This window comes from Pedobacter sp. L105 (genome assembly GCF_009765875.1).
Lineage (GTDB): Bacteria > Bacteroidota > Bacteroidia > Sphingobacteriales > Sphingobacteriaceae > Pedobacter.
The window spans coordinates 54,965-75,049 of record NZ_LMUP01000008.1 but is presented as its reverse complement, the minus strand read 5'-3'; the positions used below and the strand labels follow the sequence as shown (position 1 = coordinate 75,049).

The following is a 20,085-nucleotide window of genomic DNA, read 5'->3' as shown; positions in this document are numbered from 1 at the left end:
ATCAAAGTAATTTTTCAGGTCAGTATAAATCCATGTCTAGAGAAAGGTAAGAGCTACGAGTTAGTTAAGTACGTTTTTAACTCCATTTGCAGGTTTTTGGCTTTTTCTAAAAGTGCTTTATCATTCACAAAAGGTTCAATATTTGTAACATCGCTCAATAACTTTCTTTTATAAACCTTTTTGAAGTCTACGTATTTTAAGGAGAAATGCCATTTATTAACCAATTTGTCAAATAGTTTTGTATCTATATCACACAATGAATTGTGTTCAGTTACAATGTATTGGCTTTTAGATAAAGTTTGAATATTCTTTAGAATAGCTTCATTATAGGTGATCCAGACATTTAAATAAAATTCAGACTGATTTTCATAAAGCTTTCTTTCTTTTCTTGCACTGCGTATATTTTTCCAGATCTGTCTGGAAAACCAATTCCTTGCAAGGTATTTAGTTTCCATGTTTTTGAAATCTCTATGTATCAGCGAGCTTACCGTTGCATTAAAGTCTCTTACAATGATCAGGTAATAAGCATCTGGTATGATTTCCCTGTAATGCTCCAGAAATAAGCATGTTCTAGGTTCTTTCCATCCCCATTGTTCACGCATTTCACTTTTAAAGCCAACTAATCCTTTGAGCTTCTCTTTTTGGTACCGTGAAAGATTAGATATGGATTCATGAATAAAGCCATAGGTTGAAGAATTATTTTCAGCCAGGGTATCTTCATGAAATCTTAAAAAGTCCGTGTCTTCAAAATGGCCTTCAATATTTCCTATAGCTGCTCCCAGCAAACTGTCACCTAGATTTAAGCCGCAGCGGTAAAGCCACTGACTAATCAATGAGGTTCCTGAACGGTGCATTCCTGCAATTACTAAAATTTTTCTGTCCATTATAAGGAGGGTTTATTATTAATAATAAAATCAAAAAGCATTGAAGTGCATTCATTGATGTCTTTTGTTCCGGTATTAAGATATAGATCCGGTTCTACAGGTATATCGAACTGGTCATTAATCCCTGTCAGGTTAAGCAGTTTGTCAGGGTGGCCTTCAGGTAATAATGCCCTTTTATATAAGCCCTTAGTATCTCTGTTTATTAATTTTTCAACCGAACAATCAATAAATACAGTTTTAACATTAGGGTAGGTTTCTTTTAATTCGTTCCTGATTTCGGCATATGGATTAATTGCACTTATTAAGGTAACAATGCCGCGGGCAGAAAACTTACTTGCAATAAATCCAAGTCTCCGGACATTTTCAAAGCGGTCAATTTTGGAAAACCCCAGTTCTTTAAATAGCATGCGCCTATATTCATCTCCGTCAATTATTTCAGTATGGACGCCTGATTCATCTAGCTTTTTTTTAACACTGTTAGCTAAAGTTGTTTTTCCTGCGCCAGATAAACCGCATAATAGTAGTACCATGAAATACGTTATTTATTAAAATTAGTTTTGTTATACTCTACCTGACTTCTTTCCTGAAAAAAGGATTAAAATAGAGAATGTAATTAATTGATTACATTTCTTAATGTCTTTCTAACGTTAGTACACTGCATAAATTATTCCTAAAAGACGTTGTATCGATGAATACCGATATTGTATCGACCAATGGAGCGATTTAAAATCTGTATTAATAATAAAAAGAAAGATTTATTTAGAATGTCTGAATATTATTGGTAAACTGTATATAATAGCATTCATTTTTTACTGAATATGTAAAATATGGGCACCTAAATTGTTTTAATCTGTAATTTAACTAATTTTAAACCATGCAAACAGTTACACTGACCTGGCTTAAATCGCTTGAAATTTTCAATAATGTTCCCGATGACCAATTACAATGGCTGATGGATAATAGTGAAAATCGCCTCATTAATGACGGTGAGATTTTATTTGAACCAGGTATGCCACTTACTGGCCCTCACCTTATTGTAGCAGGAGGGATACAGTTTTATATGATCCAGAACGGTTCGCGACGTGAATACACTACATTTCAAAAAGGTGATGTAACCGGATATTTACCTTTTTCACGGGGAGTGGCTGCTGGTGGTTATGCCAGGGCAATTGGAGAATTACAGCTGATGAGCTATCCTACGGCCCGCATTCAGGAAATGATAAAGAATCATTTTGAGCTCACCCAGGCACTAGTGCACGTGATGAGCAACAGGGTGAGAGAGTTTACTGCCCTGCAGCAACAAAATGAAAAAATGATGGCATTGGGTAAACTCTCCGCAGGATTAGCACATGAACTGAACAATCCGGCATCCGCTATTGTGCGTGATTCTGTCTCCCTTAAAGAGCATTTGAAATTGGAGCCAAAAATTTTTAAAGATATGGTGATGATCCATATTGATGAAAAACAGATCGATGCATTGATTAAAGAATTGTTTGACGTTTTGTCGGTTACTGATCAACCGCGTTTAACACTAAAACAACGTATGGCACTGGAAGACGAACTCACTGACTGGTTTGAAGAACAGGGAATAGAGAACGCTTCTTCCATTGCAGAAAGTTTTGCGGATTTTAATTTTAACATCGATAATTTAACGGCGTGTGCAGGAACTGTAGAGGCAGACAATCTTTCTCCGGTGTTTAACTGGATCAGTAATTTACTCGTGACAGAAAGGATGGTAGAAGATATACAGCAATCTTCCAGACGCATAGCCGACCTGGTGAGTTCTATAAAAAACTTTACACATATGGATCGTGCACAGGATAAGCAGTTTGCCGACATTCACGTTGGAATACGCAATACGCTGACCATGCTGGGATATAAGCTCAGAAGGAATAATATCACCATAGTTGAAGATTATGACCAGGCATTACCTCCTGTTAAAGGGCTGATAGGTGAATTGAACCAGGTATGGACAAACCTGATAGATAATGCCATTGACGCGATGGAAATAAATACTAAAGGTACGCTTACCATAAAAACTATGAAAGATGGGGATTTTGTACGGGTGTTTATTCTGGACGATGGTCCTGGAATTTCTCGTGATACACTGCCCAATATATTTGATCCGTTTTTTACAACTAAGCCAATGGGTAAAGGAACAGGGATGGGACTTGAAGTGGTACAGCGTATCATCCATCAGCATAATGGCTCTGTAAAGGTCAAATCTGTTCCTGGAAAAACAGAGTTTATGGTTTGTTTTCCACTGGATAATTAGCCGGTATAACGTATATTTTTTATATCAATATTTACATTTCTTACAATAGATCACTATGAACCTTCCTATAATTTTTTCTATTGATGACGATCCTCAGGTTTTAAGGGCAATTAGCCGTGACCTGAAAGCGCATTATGGCAAAGAATACAAAATTATAAGTACTACATCGGCAAACGAAGCGCTGGAAAGCCTTACCGATCTTAAAAATAGTTCAGATGTCATAGCCTTATTTTTATGTGACCAGCGAATGCCGGAAATGGAAGGAGTTGCATTTTTAGAAAAAGCAATCCAGATATTTCCGGAGGCAAAACGGGTACTGCTTACTGCCTATTCCGATACAGAAGCCGCGATTAAAGCAATCAATGATGTAAAACTGGATTATTACCTGATTAAACCCTGGGATCCGCCAGAAGAGAAGCTTTATCCGGTGATTGATGATTTGCTGGACGATTGGCAAAATGATTATATCCCTGAATTTAAGGGAATAAAACTGGTTGGCTTCCAGTTCTCTCCGCTTTCTCATCTGGTAAAAGACTATTTAGGAAGTAACCTTATTCCTTATCGCTGGCTCGATATACAAACACATCCGGATGCCATTACTTTGCTTACCATTAATCAATTAAGTAATGATGATCTTCCATTGCTCTTTTTTGACGATGGTTCTTTTTTAAGAAAACCTTCTATTAAAGATATTGCTGCAAAAATTGGGAAGAATCCGGAGCTGATACATGATATTTATGATGTCGTGATTATAGGTGCAGGTCCTGCAGGTATGGCTGCTGCGGTTTATGGGGCTTCAGAAGGTTTAAAAACCCTGATGATTGAGCGTAAAGCTCCGGGCGGACAGGCAGGGACCAGTTCCAGAATTGAGAATTATCTTGGTTTTCCTACCGGATTGAGTGGTGCAGACCTGACCAGGCGTGCTATGAGCCAGGCCGTAAGATTGGGAGCCGGATTTTTATCGCCGCAATCAGTAAATGATATCAAACAAAAGGATGGTTATAAAACTATTATTCTGGATGACGGCCCTGAGATATTTACACGTTCAGTAGTAATTACAACAGGTGTAGACTATCGTAAACTTGATGTGAGGGGGATAGAGAGCTTTACAGGGGCAGGTATTTATTATGGCGCAGCTACAACCGAGGCCACTGCATGTAAAGATAAAGAGGTGTTTGTTATTGGTGGTGGTAATTCAGCAGGGCAGGCAGCTATGTATCTTTCTAAATTTGCCAAAAATGTAGGTATTATCATCCGTAAGGATGATCTTTCATCAACCATGTCTTCTTATTTGATCGATCAGATCAATCATACCCCAAATATTCGCATACTTCCGGCTACAGAAATTGTTGAAGCAGCTGGAGATCAGCACCTGGAAGAGTTAACACTGATCAATGTTAAAACAAAAGAAACAACAGTCAATAAAGCGAGCGCCTTGTATATTTTTATTGGTGCCAGACCTTATACCGACTGGCTTAAACTGGATATTATTAAAAATGATAAAGATTTTATTGAGACTGGGCGTGAGTTAAGAAGTTATGAGAATTTTAGCAAAACATGGAAACTGAAGCGCGATCCATATCTGCTGGAAACCAGCTGTGCGGGTATTTTTGCTGCAGGAGATGTTCGTGCAGGTGCAATGAACAGGGTAGCTTCTGCAGTGGGGGAAGGGTCAATGGCTATTAGTTTTGTGCATAAGTACCTGGCTGAAGTTTAATGTGTTAATTCATGAAGGTTCTTTTCAATGCCCCGGCATGATTTTTCTATTTTCTCAGCCATGGAAAATACTTTCTCCCTGCTCATTTCCCGGCTGCCTAACAACTGGGCATATAGAGAAATAGAAGTAACAGGATTTTTTATATCATGCGATAAACGATGGAAACGTTCGTGGTGTGCCTGTACCAATTTTTTGTCCTGCAGCCTGGATTCCAGTTTATCCATAACCAACTCTGATAAAAGATGAAGCATTCTTAATTGGCTGCCGCTTACTTGAGGTTGCGGATTTGGATCAGTGACATAAACTGCTCCAAGGATAAAAGCATCTGCAGTAACGATAGGGGCCGCTGCGAAAAATTTAATATTGTGTTGTGCTAAAGGTTCATAAATTACCAGTGGTTCTTTTTTAAGGACCACTTGCTCATATAAAGTATTTTCCCTTGATAGCTGAGGACTTTCCATCGTGTTCAGATTAGTTTTGAAAAAGACATGTTCCTTATCTATAAAGCAGATACCAGCATATTTTGTTGCAAATATCTCTGCTGCCAGCAAGGCGATAGTGTCGAAATCGGTCTCCGAAGGAGTATCTATAATTTCATACTGATATATCTTTTTTAATCTATTCTCTTCATTGTCGGGAATAGTCTGTAGCTGATTTTCGGAAGGTATCATTAATCTCTATTTGCTTGGAACTGATTCAAATTATTTTTCTGTAACTACTTTTATACGATTAAACAAAAAATTGGATTGATTGTTGTTAAAATATAGCTTTTACAGAATAGTTGTGATTAAATGCAAGAAATGATGGTTTTTCCATCAATACTTTTATTCATTAATTTAAAATATGAGTTTAATTAAATTTTGCTTCGGATTTATCAAGTTTCTTATATCTCAGATATAGGGTAGGGTTACTATATAAATACTACATTATCAGGGTCTTAATTTTCTTCTGGGGCTTTTGTGTATGTTTAAGATATAACATATATTGTATATACAGTAAAATGGCGCATCAAAAGCTATACAGTCGTTTAGTATAAACTACATTTTTCCGGCCATGGTAGTAACATTGACCTGAGGTTGTATCATCGGTAAAATTTCATCAACATATTTTCTCTCATTGGCTAATCTTGGTACCTTATGCTGTCCTCCCAATTTACCTTTTGATTTTAACCAGTTATAAAAAGTGTTATATGGTGCATTATGAACCATAGGCCTGCAAAGTGCCATGTTGTTAAAACGCTTGGCATCATAATCGGAATTGATATCACGCAGGGTCTGATCCAGAATGTCAACAAATTTTTCAAAATCATCAGGTTGCTGATCAAATTCGATGATCCATTCATGGCCCCCGGCTTTATCTCCTTTAAAGTAAATAGGGCAGGCAGTATAATCTTTGAATGCGGCACCTGTTTCCCTGCATGCTTTACTGATTGCCTGCTCTGCATTATCAATAATCACTTCCTCTCCAAAAGCATTGATAAAATGTTTGGTACGGCCGGTAATTTTTATCCTGTAAGGAGAAAGGGAGGTAAATTGTACTGTATCTCCTATTACATAACGCCATAGTCCTGCATTAGTAGAAATGACAATTGCATAATTTTTATTTAGTTCTACTTCTCCCAGGCAGAGTGTTATCGGGTTATCTTCGCAAAGCTGATCAAGAGGTATAAATTCGTAATAAATTCCGTAATCCAGCATCAGCAACATTTCTTCAGATTTAACCTGATCCTGTATGCCAAAGAAGCCCTCAGAGGCATTATAGGTTTCCAGATAATACATGTCATCAAATGGGATCAATTCTTTAAATTGCTCTCTGTAGGGGCCAAAATTTACCGCACCATGGAAGTACAATTCCAGGTTTGGCCACACTTCAAGCAGGTTCTTTTTGCCGGTAATTTCCAGTATTTTTTTTGCAAGAACAATGGTCCAGGTAGGTACGCCTGATATATTGGTTACGTTTTCTTTAATGGTGGCTTCCGCCATTTTATCCATTTTCTGTTCGTAATCATCCATCAGCGCAATGGATATATTGGGTGTGCGGTAGTATTCTGCCCACATCGGAAGGTTCTTTATCAGCACAGCAGACAGGTCTCCGTAATAAGAAGCTTCATTTAACTGATTGATCTGGTGACTTCCTCCAAGTACCAGCGCCTTGCCGGTTAATATCTGGTTACCGGGCTTGTTGTTACAGAAGATAGAAATCATATCCTTTCCGCCTTTAAAATGGCACTCTTCCAAAGCTTCAGGAGATACAGGGATAAATTTACTCCGGTCGCTGGTTGTACCTGACGATTTAGCAAACCACTTAATTTCTGAAGGCCAGAGAATGTTCTGTTCGCCTTTGAGCATACGCTCGATATAGGGTTTAAGGGAATCGTAGTTCTGAAGCGGAACGCGTTCCTTATACTGTTTAGAAGTTTCGATGGACTTATAATCATACAACTTCCCCCATTCCGTGTTTTCAGCACTTGAGATCAGGGTATGGAACCATTCTTCCTGGACATCTATCGGGTATTTCATGAAAAGCTCTATCTGGTGGACGCGCTTTTTCATATACCAGGAAAAAATTGAATTTACGATTGCCATATTTGGTTAGTATAGATTTATAAGTTTTTACTGCGAAGTACGAAGTTTGATCCTAAATATACCTTTCTTACCATTTCATTGGCTGCAAGCACTTCGGGGGTTCCTGATTCGAGGATCTTACCTTCAAACAGCAGATATGCCCTGTCTGTGATGGAAAGTGTTTCCTGAACATTATGATCTGTAATCAGTATCCCTATATTTTTATTTCTAAGCTTTGCAACTATGGTCTGGATTTCCTCTACAGCAATCGGATCTACTCCTGCAAAGGGTTCATCCAGCAAGATGAAATTAGGACTGGCTGCTAATGCTCTCGCAATTTCGGTTCTGCGCCGCTCGCCGCCCGACAATAAGTCGCCCCTGTTTCTTCTTACTTTATGCAAACTAAATTCGTCAATTAACTCTTCCAGCTTTTCATTTCGTTCATCCTTGGTCATCGTAGTCATCTCTAAGATAGACAATATATTATCTTCTACGGATAACTTTCTGAATACAGAAGCTTCCTGTGCAAGATAGCCGATCCCCTTCTGCGCCCGGCGGTACATTGCATCCTTCGTGATATCAACGTCATCCAGGAAAATATTGCCCTCATTGGGTTTAATGAGCCCTACAATCATATAAAAAGAGGTTGTTTTTCCTGCTCCGTTCGGGCCAAGTAAACCTACAATTTCACCCTGGCTTACACTGAATGAAACATCGTTCACTACCGTCCGTTGTTTATATTTTTTTATAAGATTATCAGCTCTTAATATCATTGTGTGGTTAATTGTGAATTTTTATCGCTTTAATGTTCAATTGTAAACGCTTTTGCTCCTTCCATACATTTTCTTCTATTGTGTAACAAACAGAGAAAGGAACATTAGGTTGCAAAAGATTTTCAAATTCTGCGAGACCAAATCCAATGGCCTCAAAAATAGCTGAATTTTGTTGTTTAATACTCAACTTTAAATGTTTTGTCCCAACAACGTATGGATTGCCTACATAAACGACCTCTTTACTCACAAAAACCGGGGCCGGGTTCATTGGTCCGAAGGGTGCCATCTGTGCAATAATACGCTGAAACTTCCCGTCAATCTGTGACAAGGCAATTTCACTGTCAATAAAAATTTCAGGACAGAGCAGATCTTCTGTAATTGTAGCAGAAACTACCTGTTCAAAACGCTCAGAAAAGGCTTCGATGTTTTCCTGTTTCATCGTCAGCCCTGCTGCAAATTTGTGTCCGCCAAACTGTTCCAATAGATCTGCGCAGCTCAATAAGGCCTCATAGAGATCATAACCTGGTACGGAACGTGCAGATCCGGTAAGGAGGCCGTTGGAAAGGGTAAGCACAATAGTAGGCCTGTAATACTTTTCCGTCAGCCGCGATGCTACAATTCCAATAACACCTTTATTCCAGCTTTCATTGTACACCACGGTAGTCTTTTTATTGATCAGGATCTCCGATTCATCAATCAGTGCCAGGGCTTCTGCCGTAATGTTCTGATCTGATGTTTTACGGTCAGAGTTTTGGATATTAATAAACAGACTTTGTTCTTTTGCCAGCTCATCTTCGGTGCACAATAACATTTTAACAGCCTGGTTGCCATGGTCCATACGTCCGGCAGCATTGATTCTTGGGGCCAGTGTAAAAACAACATCGGTAATCGTAAAATCTTTATTTTTACCGCAACTGTCCATTAATGCTTTGAGGCCGGTACAGGGTTTTTCGTTCAATTTGATCAGGCCAAAATAGGCGAGCGTGCGGTTTTCATCTACGATAGGTACAATGTCTGCAGCAATGGAAACCATCACCATATCCAGGTACTGCTCATAGTTTTCTGCAGGCAAATGATGCTGAATGCAATAGGCCTGGGCAAGCTTAAAGCCTATGCCACATCCTGCGAGTTCTTTAAAAGGGTAAGAACAATCGTTGCGCTTTGGATCGAGTACGGCCACGGCTTCCGGTAATTCATCACCCGGCAGGTGATGGTCACAGATAATAAAATCTATCTTCAGGGAATTGGCATAGCTGATCTTATCATTAGATTTAATACCGCAATCCAGTGCGATAATTAAAGTAATTCCTTTATCCTTTGCATAGTCAATCCCTGCTGTAGAAATTCCATATCCTTCCTTGTGCCTGTCTGGTATATAATATTCAATATGTGGGGTAAACTGACTGAAAAAGCTGAATGCCAGCGCTACAGAAGTAGTGCCATCCACATCGTAATCTCCGTATATCAATATTTTTTCGCCTGCAGCTAATGCGGTATCAATCCTGTTTATGGCTTTATCCATATCTTTCATCAGGAAAGGATCATGCAACTGCGACAATTGCGGCCTGAAGAAATCTTTTGCTTCCTGAAAAGAAGTAATTCCTCTTTGTGCTAAAATTCCCGCTAAGCTTTGGTCTATATTTAGTTCCTGTGCAAGCAGGTTTATGGTCTTCTGATCAGCCCCTGCTGCCTGCACCCATCTTTTCTCCATGTACTCGTGTTGTTATTATTGGTAATGAAGCCTGCATATCATGCAGGTTCCATATCTTTGCAATTGATTGTAAATATATCATTAATTATTCTTTTGACTAACACCTACGCCATTGCAAGTTTTCACTTTATATGAAGGGTCTTATTCTGTAGCTGCCGATAAAAAGTTTGTTCCTTTCAATCCTCAGACAGATAACCCGAAAGACAGACCCGGATCTTTATTTATACATGTTCAGCCTTTCCTGGTTAAACTGGATGATCAGCTTTTATTGCTGGATACCGGCTTAGGCTATAGTAATACCAATGGTGAATTGATCCTGCATGAGAACATCAGAAAAGCAGGGTTTAATCCCGAAGATGTTGATTATGTACTCATGTCCCATTTACATTTTGACCATTCAGGTGGAATGGTGCATAAAGAGAACAATGGGATGGAACTGAGTTTTCCAAATGCTACTTATGTGATCCAACGCGGGGAGTGGGAAGGGGCATTTGCCAACAGTTCTTCTTCTTACAGAACAGAAATCTTTGACTTTTTACAGCGAAATGCACAATTAACTTTCGTTGATGATACCGGTTTTTTTACACCGCAAATTAAGCATGAGCTTACGGGTGCCCATACGCCATGGCATCAGGCCTGGTTATTAGATGATGGAAAAGACAAAGTTTTCTTTGGAGGGGATGTTTTGCCCGAACCTGAAGAGCTACTTAGGAAGTTCATCGCCAAGTATGATTATGATGGCCGTAAAGCAATGGAATTGAGAGAGGAATTTGGTAAGAGAGCAGCTGCAGAAAACTGGAACTGCCTGTTTTACCATGGAAAAACAAAAGCTACTGGATTTATAGAACTGAATCCTGAAGGGCAGTTTAAGATTTTATAGGTTCTATATTTTTACCTTCAAACAATTCGATCAAACGTTCAATAGAAAGGGGTTTAGAAATAAACCCTTTTACTGTTTTATAGGTTTTTGCTTTTTCAATATCATTTTCATACACAGAAGATGACAGCATGTACATATCTACATTTTTTTCTATACCCATTTTCTCATAAGCTTCCAAAAACTCCCACCCATTTAAAACAGGCATGTTAATATCTATCAAGATGAGCTGTGGAAAAGGCTGCTGTGTCTGAAGTAATTCATTCAGGTAATCGATTGCCAGCTGCCCATTAGTTTTAGCAATCATTTTAGCTTCATATCCTGTTTTTTCTACAATTTTTTTAATAATGAAAATATTGATATCATCATCGTCAATTACCAGTAGATTAATTTTTTCGTTCATCGGATTTGAAGTTAATAAATTGGGGTATTAGATAAAGATAAGAAAAAGAAGTGTAAAGTTAATTATCATTATAACATTAACAAAAAGAGGACCACTATATATTAATGGCCCTCTTTTTATGTAAAATGGAGATTATTTTATTTTTTGATCATATAAATTGTATCAAAAAAATCTTACAACTGTTTATTATACAGTTGCTTCTTCTTCCATGTAACTTTCTATCGGCGGGCAGGCACAAACCAACGACCTGTCACCGAATGAATCATTAACTCTTCCAACAGACGGCCAGAATTTATGTTCTGCCACATAAGCCAGTGGAAATGCTGCGGTTTTTCTACTATAGGTATGCGACCACTCGTCTCCTGTTACTGTTGCAGCAGTATGAGGTGCATTCTTCAAAGGGTTATCCGTTTTATCCAGTGAACCGTTCTGTACCTGGCTGATCTCATTTCTGATCGCGATCAGCGCATCGCAGAAACGATCCAGTTCATGTTTAGGCTCGCTTTCTGTTGGCTCAACCATTAAGGTACCTGCTACAGGGAAAGATACTGTTGGTGCATGGAATCCATAATCCATCAACCTTTTTGCAATATCAACTACTTCAATACCGAAGTTTTTGAATTCCCTGCAATCCAGGATCATTTCGTGTGCACAACGTCCCTGGCTTCCTGAATACAACACCGGATAATGTTTTTCCAGGCGTGCTTTCATATAGTTCGCATTTAAAATTGCGTATTCAGTAGCTTTTTTTAATCCTTCTCCACCCATCATTGCAATGTAAGCATGAGAAATGATCAGTATAGAGGCTGAACCCCATGGTGCCGAAGACACGGCATGAATAGATTTTTCATTGTTGATGTCTACAACAGCATGTCCTGGTAAATATTTAACCAGGTGTGCGCCAACACCAATCGGACCCATACCCGGACCTCCTCCGCCATGCGGAATACAGAAGGTCTTGTGTAAGTTCAGGTGACATACGTCAGCACCAATATTTGCAGGACTTGTTAAGCCTACCTGGGCATTCATGTTAGCACCATCCATATATACTTGTCCGCCATGTGCATGTATCACTTCGCAGATTTCAATGATGCTTTCTTCAAATACACCGTGTGTAGAAGGATAAGTAACCATGAAGCAGGAAAGGTTAGCGGAATGTTCTTCTGCTTTTGCTTTTAAATCAGCTACATCAATATTACCCTGATCATCACATTTCACAATTACAATCTTCATACCGGCCATCGCTGCAGAAGCAGGGTTGGTACCGTGTGCAGAAGATGGGATCAAAGCAATGTTACGCTGATAATCGCCACGGTCCTGATGGTAAGCCCTGATCACCATTAATCCTGCGTATTCACCCTGAGCACCTGCATTAGGCTGTAAACTCATTGCTGCAAAACCAGTGATCTCACTTAACCATTTGTCCAGTTCGTTAAAAACAGTGTAATAACCTGCCACCTGATCTGCCGGGGCAAACGGATGGATTTTACTAAATTCTGCCCAGGTAACCGGGATCATCTCAGTGGTTGCATTTAGTTTCATGGTACATGAACCCAGGGCAATCATAGAATGGCAAAGAGAAAGGTCTTTTGCTTCCAGCGATTTGATATAACGCAGCATCTCATGTTCTGAATGGTGCGAGTTAAACAGGGGATGCGTCAAATAAGCTGACGTACGCTGTAAAGATGCGGGGATAACAGTCTCAATATTATTTTCTTCAGCAAGTTCCACACTGTCAGCAGAGATGGCTTTTACTTTAGAAAATATTTTGTTGAGCAGTTTAATATCGTTAATAGATGTTGTTTCATCCAGTGCGATCGTTGCAACTGTTCCTTTATAATTCAGGTTGATCTCATTATCTATGCACTCTTTGTGGATAGAATCCTTTAAGCTGCCCAGTTCCACCTGAATGGTATCAAAGTAAACGTCAGTTAAAGTCTGGTAACCTATTTTATTTAACGACTGAGAAAGGGCAATAGCCAAACCATGTGTTCTTTCTGCAATCAGTTTTAATCCTTTAGGGCCATGATATACGGCATAGAAACCAGCCATGATAGCCAATAGTGCTTGTGCTGTACAGATATTGGAAGTTGCTTTATCCCTGCGGATATGTTGTTCCCTGGTCTGTAAAGCCATCCTTAAAGCATAGTTGTTATGGCTATCGATAGTAACGCCAATAATCCTTCCCGGAATAGAACGTTTGTATTCGTCTTTTGTCGCAAAAAAAGCAGCATGTGGTCCGCCTGCACCCATAGGTACGCCAAAACGCTGTGTAGTACCTACCACAATATCAGCGCCCCATTCTCCCGGAGGAGTAAGCAGGGTAAGACTTAATAAATCTGCTACTACAGTTAGTTTAACATTTTTAGCATGCGTCTGTTCCGCAAATGAACTATAATCGAATACTTCACCATTTCCTGCCGGATACTGTACGATAGCACCAAAAAATTCTTCGGTTACTTCCAGTGAACGGTGGTCACCAATAACCAGCTCAATTCCGAAAGGATTTGCGCGGGTTTTTAAAATATCTATAGTTTGGGGGAACAGTAATTCTGAAACGAAGAATTTTGTAGCCTGTTGATTTTTACGTAAGCTGTACTGCATAAACATCGCTTCTGCAGCCGCCGTACCTTCATCCAACAAAGATGCATTTGCAATCTCCATACCGGTTAGGTCAATTACCATGGTCTGGAAATTTAACAGCGCCTGTAAACGGCCCTGTGCAATTTCAGCCTGGTAAGGCGTATATTGTGTATACCATCCCGGGTTTTCCATTACATTCCTAAGAATCACTCCCGGAGTAATGGTATCGTAATATCCCTGTCCGATATAAGATTTGAAAACCTTATTCAGAGAAGCCGTTTGTTTAAGGCTTTCCAGATATTCTTTCTCAGATTTTGCTTCCGGCAGATTTAATGGCTGTTTTAACCTGATTTTTTGAGGTACGGTTTGTTGGATTAACTCATCAACAGAACTCAGACCAAGGGTGCTTAACATGGCGTCGGTATCCTCCGAATCAGGAGCAATATGACGGTCTTTAAAGTCTTCTTTGTAATGGATATTTAAACTCATGAAGTATAACAATAAAAGTTGCGCAAAGGTACTAAAATTTCAGTTTATAACGAATATCCTAACCCTAACAAAATCTAGTCTGCAAGTTGTTTCAGATAGAGCTGTATGGTATTCTCCAAACCCATATATAAGGCACTGCTGATTAAGGCATGGCCGATGGATACTTCCAGTAAATTAGGGATGTTCTGTGCAAAATATTTAAGGTTCTGCAAGTCCAGATCATGCCCTGCATTAATTCCAAGGCCCAGTTTATTGGCAATATGTGCGGCCTGTATATAAGGTGCAATTGCTTTTACAGGGTCAGTTGGATAAAGGCCGGCGTAAGATTCAGTGTATAATTCAATTCTGTCAGTACCAGTTGTTTTTGCAGCTTCTATCATTTCCCTGACTGGGTCGATAAAAATGGATACCCTGATCCCTTTATCCTGAAAAAGGCTCACCATCTCTTTAAGGTAATCCTGATTTTTTATCGTATCCCATCCATGATTGGAGGTAATCTGCCCTTCAGCATCCGGTACAAGTGTAACCTGTGCAGGGGTATTGGCCAATACCAGGTCTACAAATTTTTGCTCCCTGCAGTTTCCTTCAATATTAAATTCAGTAGAAATTGAAGCTTTCAGGTCAAACACATCCTGATAACGGATATGACGTTCATCGGGCCTGGGATGTACAGTGATTCCCTGTGCACCAAAGCGCTCACAATCCAGTGCTACTTTAACCAGATCTGGGTTGTTTCCACCACGGCTGTTGCGTAGCGTGGCTATTTTATTGATATTTACGGATAGTTTTGCCATATACAAAGGTAATTTATTAAATATGAACAGGTATAATATTATTGTAAACAGGTTGTCAGCAGGTATATTAAGTTGCTTTCTGCTATTTTTTATATCTACTTTTTGTACAGCACAGGAAGTAGTTAAAAACTATAGTATTTATACTGGAGTGGCCAAAGTCCAAGGTAAAGAGTTACTACTGCTCCGGAAAATGGAAAAATCAGGTCAGCTGACTTACCTGGCAGTAGATCCACAAACATTATCAACACAACTTCTTCCCGCCTCAGTTGCTGTAGCGGTGAAACAAATGAATTGGGTAGCTACTCAAACTTACTTTCAAAATACCCCTTATTTCAGGGCTTTGTCTGCCGCCGGTAAACAATCCCTGGCCTTACAGGATGCCGGTATCACGCGGGGGTATCCAAAAGAAAAAGGAATAACGCTAACTATTGATCTTTGTCCTTCGCATAAACCGCTCGACCGGATCATTTTTACTTCACTGATCGCAGAGTTTAAAAAAATAGAGCAGCCCGTCCCGGTTGCAATTTCTATCACAGGAAGATGGATGTTAACACATACCGACGATCTTAACTGGCTGAAAGAACTGGTGGCAAAAAAGGAAATCGATATTACCTGGACTGACCATACTTTTAATCATCACTTTAGCCTCACTGCCCCACTGAAAACCAATTTCCTGCTGGAGCCCGGCACAGATTTGAATTTTGAGATATTGGGTACTGAACTGGCTATGTTGCAGCATGGCTTGCTGCCTTCAGTGTTTTTCCGTTTCCCGGGATTGGTTTCAGATCAGCGGGTAGTAGATAAAGTATTGTCTTATGGTATTATCCCTATAGGGAGTGATGCCTGGCTGGCTAAAGGGCAGCAAGCGGCGCCAGGTAGTATCGTCCTGATCCATGGAAATGGAAATGAGGAGATAGGGGTGAACGATTTCATCAAACTGTTAAAAAGTAAATCTGCTGATATTATGGGTAAGCAATGGATGATGTATGATCTCTCAGAAAGTGTTGAGGATGAGTTTTCTACCCAATAAATCACAGGTAAAGAATTAATGAGCCACAAAAAAAGGGAATGCTGCTGGTTAGCGGCATCCCCTTTTAAAATATTACTTGAGCTTAGTATCTGTAAGCATCTCCTTTGAAAGGACCTGCAACAGGTACGCCAATATAATCAGCCTGGTGCTGATCCAGTTCATCTAATTCAACGCCGATTTTAGCTAAGTGTAAACGTGCCACTTTTTCATCCAGATATTTTGGAAGAACGTAAACTTTGTTCTCGTATTTACCAGGGTTCATCCATAACTCTAATTGTGCTAAAGTTTGGTTGGTGAAAGAAGCAGACATTACAAAACTTGGGTGACCAGTGGCGCAACCTAAGTTAACCAAACGTCCTTCCGCCAGTAAGATCACATCTTTACCGTCGATAGTATATTTATCAACCTGAGGTTTGATCTCAACTTTAGTATGCCCATAGTTTGTGTTTAACCAGGCAACGTCGATCTCATTGTCAAAGTGACCAATGTTACAAACGATAACTTTATCTTTCATTGTTTTGAAGTGTTCTGCACGAACGATGTCACAGTTACCTGTAGTAGTTACTACGATATCAGCTTCTTTAACCGCGTTAACGAATTTTTTCACTTCATAACCTTCCATTGCAGCCTGTAGCGCACAGATAGGATCTATCTCAGAAACGATTACACGAACACCTTGTGAGCTTAAAGATTCAGCAGAACCTTTACCTACATCACCGTAACCTGCTACAACAGCAACTTTACCTGCCATCATTACATCAGTAGCACGACGGATCGCATCTACCAATGACTCACGGCAGCCATATTTGTTGTCAAATTTAGATTTTGTAACAGAGTCGTTTACGTTGATTGCAGGTAAATGTAATGTTCCGTTTTTCATGCGTTCGTACAAACGGTGAACACCGGTAGTGGTTTCTTCAGACAAACCTTTGATCGCAGCGATCAGCTCTGGGTACCTGTCAAAAACCATGTTGGTTAAATCACCACCATCGTCTAAGATCATGTTTAAAGGTTGTTGCTCAGCACCAAAATGTAAAGTTTGCTCAATACACCAGTCAAATTCTTCTTCGTTTAAGCCTTTCCAGGCATAAACCTGGATACCCGCAGCAGCAATTGCAGCAGCAGCGTGATCCTGCGTAGAGAAAATATTACATGATGACCAGGTAACTTCAGCACCCAGTTCAACCAAAGTTTCAATTAAAACTGCAGTCTGGATGGTCATATGCAGACAACCTGCAATACGTGCGCCTTTTAAGGGCTTCGACGGACCAAATTCTTCGCGTAAAGACATTAGGCCAGGCATTTCTGCTTCTGCTAATCCAATTTCTTTACGGCCCCATTCTGCCAGTGAAATATCCTTTACTTTATAAGGGATATAAGTAGTCTCTACTGATGACATATTATTATTAATTAAGTTTCTGATTGTTAGTTAGTTGTTTGAGTTTTTCAGAATGCTTTGCCTACTGTTTGCACAGCAATTTTTAAACTCCATTTTATTCTTCTACAAAATTACACAATAGTTTAGCCAAAATCAAAAAGCCATATGATTATGACTTATATGGGCTAATTGAGGATACTTAAACATTCCGTTTGCTCATTTGGTATTTATTGGGAGCGCATGTTAGTTTCTTCGAAACTTCTCTCCCAGATCTAAATCCGTAGATGCTATGATTTTCAGGCGCTGTATATCCATTTATTTCGTTGAGCCCTGCTATTCTGCTATTCTTTCCGCTTTCTAACCCAAAAATTTGCTTAAAGGCTTTCACGGCGAAAATTATAAACCCAACCATAGAAACTCCCAGAGTTATTAGTGGTATAATTAAACTATTTTCCATTTTCACTTACTTTATCGTGGTGGTAATAAACAATTGATTTTAATACTAGTGCTATAATTGCTGAACAGCCTACTAATATGGTATGTGTAAGAACATAGGCATTTTGTATATTGTTTGGTAAATGTTGACTCTTATAATTGACATCTAAGTGCTTAAAGTAGATATTGGAATAAATTATCATTGATGATAAGATAATTAAAACACTAAAAATGAATAACCAGTCATTCACAGATTTATTGATCGGTATATTGTTTTCCGCATAAAATTCATAACAGATGGATGATACGCTGGAAACACATAAAAATAAAAAGAAGCCATTAAATATAAAGTCGTGAATATCCAATTTTTGTGTATCGAGGAATTTGAAGAGAAATATGATTAATAATTGGCTCAAACCAACACCCGCTATAAAAACAAGCCATCTGGCAGATTTTAATATGTAATGAAATGACTGACCCATCTATTATTTTAATTTTTATAACGTATAAAGACACTGGTATTCAAAAACTAATTATATTTCTATTTTAGTTCACAAATTTTTGTTTAAGTTTTATTTTACATATTTAATTTCTTTCAAAGATAAATACTGTATTTTAATTATCCAATAGTAGAATTAGTTTTTTTTCAATAGGTAAGTGTTTGCTATATGATTTATAGTATAAAAGCTGACTTGATAATAAATCGATGATCTTCTATCAAAGTAATTTGAAGGTAAAAAACAATCCCTTCAAATGGTAAAGCTTTGATGCTATACAATGGTACTGTACATTTGTATAAATAAAATAGAATTATAAAATTAAAGCTTAATATATGTATCCTGAATATTTAGTAGAACCTATGCGTGCTGAACTCACCAACGTAGGTTTTGAAGAAATGAAAACTGCAGAAGAGGTAGATAATGCCATCACTGCTGAAGGAACTGTCTTTGTTGTAGTGAACTCTGTTTGCGGCTGTGCAGCTGCAAATGCACGTCCGGCAGCAAGAATGGCTGCAGCCAATGAAAAACATCCTGATAAAATGATCACTGTTTTTGCAGGTATGGAAACTGACGCTGTAAACAGGGCCAGAAGTTACATGATGCCTTTCCCTCCGTCTTCGCCTGCAATGGCATTATTCAAAGATGGTAAACTGGTTCATATGATCGAGCGCCATCAAATTGAAGGACGTCCTGCTCAAATGATCGCAGACAACCTGATGGGTGCTTTTGACCAGTTCTGCTAGTCAGCTACTTTAACTTATTCTCCGGTGAACACCGGTAAAGAAATCCGGTCTTGTACCGGATTTTTCGTTTTAGCAATATTTTGAACTTATGCTGAAAGAAAGAACAAAAGATCTAAAAATCCTTATTCAGTAATTTTTCCAGCTCTCCAAAAGAAACATTCATCCTTACGCGGCCCTGTTTGGCATAAGCAATCTCTCCCGTTTCTTCAGATACAATGACCGCTACGGCATCGGTTGTTTCAGATATCCCTATTCCTGCGCGGTGACGTAATCCAAACTGGGGGGGCAACTTGTCATTATCAGTAAGGGGAAGGATACAGCTGGCACTCTTGATCTTATTTTCTGAAATCACTACGGCGCCATCATGCAGCGGGCTATATTTTTGAAAAATACTCTCCAATAAACGTTTTGATATTTTTGAATCAATCAGCTCGCAACTATTGGCAAACAGCTGGTCATCATAAAACTTCACAAATACAATCAGGGCACCCGTTCTTGATTTTTTCATGCTTTTGCAGGCATCAATAATAGGTTTAATCCTCACCAGGTTATCCCGTTCAATATCTTTACTCCCAAATAAGTATCCCCACCATGCTTTATTCTTCTGCAGAAAAGTGTTTTTTCCTATGAGCAGTAAAAACCGCCTTATCTCGGGTTGAAAGATAACGATCAGTGCAATGATCCCTACGCTCATAAACTTGTTGATAATGGTAGACAGGAGACGCATATTTAATGCATCTACCACAAACCATAGGATCAGGATGATAAACATACCCAGCAGTAAGTTTACTGCCAATGTGTTCTTGATCAGGTTATAAGTATAATAAATCAGGAAGGCAACGAACAAAATGTCCACTACATCCGTAACAGTTATGGTTAGAAAATCAAAGTCGAAGCCTTTCATTATTGCCAAGTTAGTTAATTTACGG

17 protein-coding genes are annotated in these 20,085 nt (G+C 39.0%); 5 read left to right on the top strand and 12 right to left on the bottom strand.

Going from position 1 to position 20,085, the window contains the following annotated elements:
* Positions 1-53: 53 nt before the first annotated feature.
* Positions 54-884 carry a hypothetical protein gene (locus GSQ84_RS15655; protein WP_158798228.1) on the bottom strand — a complete coding sequence of 277 codons (831 nt, stop codon included), beginning with the start codon at positions 882-884 and terminating at the stop codon, positions 54-56.
* Positions 884-1,414, bottom strand: a complete 531-nt coding sequence (cysC, locus tag GSQ84_RS15650) for an adenylyl-sulfate kinase (RefSeq protein ID WP_158798227.1) — start codon at positions 1,412-1,414, stop codon at positions 884-886. The genes GSQ84_RS15655 and cysC overlap by 1 nt, the downstream gene beginning before the upstream one ends.
* Before the next feature lie 344 nt (positions 1,415-1,758).
* On the opposite strand from cysC, the gene GSQ84_RS15645 reads away from it, so the two are divergent.
* Both GSQ84_RS15645 and GSQ84_RS15640 read left to right on the top strand, forming a co-directional pair.
* On the top strand, positions 1,759-3,159 hold the full coding sequence (locus GSQ84_RS15645) for an ATP-binding protein (RefSeq protein ID WP_158798226.1): 1,401 nt from the start codon (positions 1,759-1,761) through the stop codon (positions 3,157-3,159).
* Positions 3,160-3,214: 55 nt separating this feature from the next.
* A complete protein-coding gene (locus GSQ84_RS15640) occupies positions 3,215-4,876 on the top strand; it encodes a response regulator (protein WP_158798225.1) in 1,662 nt (553 codons plus the stop codon).
* Here GSQ84_RS15640 and GSQ84_RS15635 read toward each other — a convergent pair.
* From GSQ84_RS15635 to recJ, 4 genes are all read right to left on the bottom strand, one after another.
* On the bottom strand, positions 4,873-5,547 hold the full coding sequence (locus tag GSQ84_RS15635; protein ID WP_158798224.1) for a histidine kinase dimerization/phospho-acceptor domain-containing protein: 675 nt from the start codon (positions 5,545-5,547) through the stop codon (positions 4,873-4,875). The two genes, GSQ84_RS15640 and GSQ84_RS15635, sit on opposite strands and share 4 nt — an antisense overlap.
* Positions 5,548-5,913: 366 nt before the next feature.
* Complete coding sequence (locus GSQ84_RS15630) at positions 5,914-7,461, bottom strand: GH3 auxin-responsive promoter family protein (protein ID WP_158798223.1); 1,548 nt, start codon at positions 7,459-7,461, stop codon at positions 5,914-5,916.
* Positions 7,462-7,478: 17 nt separating this feature from the next.
* Positions 7,479-8,213, bottom strand: coding sequence for an LPS export ABC transporter ATP-binding protein (gene lptB, locus GSQ84_RS15625; RefSeq protein WP_158798222.1), 735 nt, complete (start codon positions 8,211-8,213; stop codon positions 7,479-7,481).
* A 7-nt stretch (positions 8,214-8,220) separates the two neighbouring features.
* Positions 8,221-9,924 carry a single-stranded-DNA-specific exonuclease RecJ gene (gene recJ, locus GSQ84_RS15620; protein ID WP_158798221.1) on the bottom strand — a complete coding sequence of 568 codons (1,704 nt, stop codon included), beginning with the start codon at positions 9,922-9,924 and terminating at the stop codon, positions 8,221-8,223.
* 112 nt (positions 9,925-10,036) lie between these two features.
* Between recJ and GSQ84_RS15615 the strand changes: the two genes are divergently transcribed.
* Entirely contained in the window at positions 10,037-10,804 is a 768-nt protein-coding gene (locus tag GSQ84_RS15615) for an MBL fold metallo-hydrolase (protein WP_158798220.1), read from the top strand.
* On the opposite strand, the gene GSQ84_RS15610 is transcribed toward GSQ84_RS15615, so the two are convergent.
* The 3 genes from GSQ84_RS15610 to GSQ84_RS15600 all read right to left on the bottom strand — a co-directional run bounded on the left by GSQ84_RS15610 (position 10,791) and on the right by GSQ84_RS15600 (position 15,070).
* Positions 10,791-11,204 (bottom strand): response regulator, encoded by a 414-nt coding sequence (locus GSQ84_RS15610; RefSeq protein ID WP_158798219.1) that lies wholly within the window; start codon positions 11,202-11,204, stop codon positions 10,791-10,793. The two genes, GSQ84_RS15615 and GSQ84_RS15610, sit on opposite strands and share 14 nt — an antisense overlap.
* 186 nt (positions 11,205-11,390) lie before the next feature.
* Entirely contained in the window at positions 11,391-14,276 is a 2,886-nt protein-coding gene (gene gcvP, locus GSQ84_RS15605) for an aminomethyl-transferring glycine dehydrogenase (RefSeq protein ID WP_158798218.1), read from the bottom strand.
* Between the two features lie 74 nt (positions 14,277-14,350).
* A complete protein-coding gene (locus GSQ84_RS15600) occupies positions 14,351-15,070 on the bottom strand; it encodes a pyridoxine 5'-phosphate synthase (protein ID WP_158798217.1) in 720 nt (239 codons plus the stop codon).
* 22 nt (positions 15,071-15,092) lie between these two features.
* Between GSQ84_RS15600 and GSQ84_RS15595 the strand changes: the two genes are divergently transcribed.
* Positions 15,093-16,100, top strand: a complete 1,008-nt coding sequence (locus tag GSQ84_RS15595) for a polysaccharide deacetylase (protein WP_158798216.1) — start codon at positions 15,093-15,095, stop codon at positions 16,098-16,100.
* Positions 16,101-16,182: 82 nt separating this feature from the next.
* Here the strand turns inward: GSQ84_RS15595 and ahcY are convergent, their stop codons facing one another.
* Together ahcY and GSQ84_RS28385 are read right to left on the bottom strand one after the other, a co-directional pair.
* The gene (gene ahcY / locus GSQ84_RS15590) at positions 16,183-17,499 is read right to left on the bottom strand and encodes an adenosylhomocysteinase (protein ID WP_158798215.1); all 1,317 of its coding nucleotides are present in this window, start codon (positions 17,497-17,499) and stop codon (positions 16,183-16,185) included.
* A 425-nt stretch (positions 17,500-17,924) separates the two neighbouring features.
* Entirely contained in the window at positions 17,925-18,395 is a 471-nt protein-coding gene (locus tag GSQ84_RS28385) for a DUF6097 family protein (protein ID WP_371416379.1), read from the bottom strand.
* 350 nt (positions 18,396-18,745) lie between these two features.
* Here GSQ84_RS28385 and GSQ84_RS15585 point away from each other — a divergent pair, with 350 nt between their 5' ends.
* Positions 18,746-19,156, top strand: coding sequence for a BrxA/BrxB family bacilliredoxin (locus GSQ84_RS15585; protein ID WP_158798214.1), 411 nt, complete (start codon positions 18,746-18,748; stop codon positions 19,154-19,156).
* A gap of 112 nt (positions 19,157-19,268) precedes the next feature.
* Here the strand turns inward: GSQ84_RS15585 and cdaA are convergent, their stop codons facing one another.
* Entirely contained in the window at positions 19,269-20,060 is a 792-nt protein-coding gene (gene cdaA / locus GSQ84_RS15580; RefSeq protein ID WP_158798213.1) for a diadenylate cyclase CdaA, read from the bottom strand.
* Positions 20,061-20,085: the final 25 nt, after the last annotated feature.

Excerpts from the sequence above, each read along its gene's own strand:
- lptB (WP_158798222.1), bottom strand. The coding sequence starts at position 8,213 with ATGATATTAAGAGCTGATAATCTTATAAAAAAATATAAACAACGGACG.
- cysC (WP_158798227.1), bottom strand. The coding sequence starts at position 1,414 with ATGGTACTACTATTATGCGGTTTATCTGGCGCAGGAAAAACAACTTTA.
- GSQ84_RS15595 (WP_158798216.1), top strand. The coding sequence starts at position 15,093 with ATGAACAGGTATAATATTATTGTAAACAGGTTGTCAGCAGGTATATTA.
- GSQ84_RS15600 (WP_158798217.1), bottom strand. The coding sequence starts at position 15,070 with ATGGCAAAACTATCCGTAAATATCAATAAAATAGCCACGCTACGCAAC.
- GSQ84_RS15635 (WP_158798224.1), bottom strand. The coding sequence starts at position 5,547 with ATGATACCTTCCGAAAATCAGCTACAGACTATTCCCGACAATGAAGAG.
- recJ (WP_158798221.1), bottom strand. The coding sequence starts at position 9,924 with ATGGAGAAAAGATGGGTGCAGGCAGCAGGGGCTGATCAGAAGACCATA.
- GSQ84_RS28385 (WP_371416379.1), bottom strand. The coding sequence starts at position 18,395 with ATGGGTCAGTCATTTCATTACATATTAAAATCTGCCAGATGGCTTGTT.
- GSQ84_RS15640 (WP_158798225.1), top strand. The coding sequence starts at position 3,215 with ATGAACCTTCCTATAATTTTTTCTATTGATGACGATCCTCAGGTTTTA.
- gcvP (WP_158798218.1), bottom strand. The coding sequence starts at position 14,276 with ATGAGTTTAAATATCCATTACAAAGAAGACTTTAAAGACCGTCATATT.
- GSQ84_RS15645 (WP_158798226.1), top strand. The coding sequence starts at position 1,759 with ATGCAAACAGTTACACTGACCTGGCTTAAATCGCTTGAAATTTTCAAT.
- GSQ84_RS15585 (WP_158798214.1), top strand. The coding sequence starts at position 18,746 with ATGTATCCTGAATATTTAGTAGAACCTATGCGTGCTGAACTCACCAAC.
- ahcY (WP_158798215.1), bottom strand. The coding sequence starts at position 17,499 with ATGTCATCAGTAGAGACTACTTATATCCCTTATAAAGTAAAGGATATT.
- cdaA (WP_158798213.1), bottom strand. The coding sequence starts at position 20,060 with ATGAAAGGCTTCGACTTTGATTTTCTAACCATAACTGTTACGGATGTA.
- GSQ84_RS15610 (WP_158798219.1), bottom strand. The coding sequence starts at position 11,204 with ATGAACGAAAAAATTAATCTACTGGTAATTGACGATGATGATATCAAT.
- GSQ84_RS15630 (WP_158798223.1), bottom strand. The coding sequence starts at position 7,461 with ATGGCAATCGTAAATTCAATTTTTTCCTGGTATATGAAAAAGCGCGTC.
- GSQ84_RS15655 (WP_158798228.1), bottom strand. The coding sequence starts at position 884 with ATGGACAGAAAAATTTTAGTAATTGCAGGAATGCACCGTTCAGGAACC.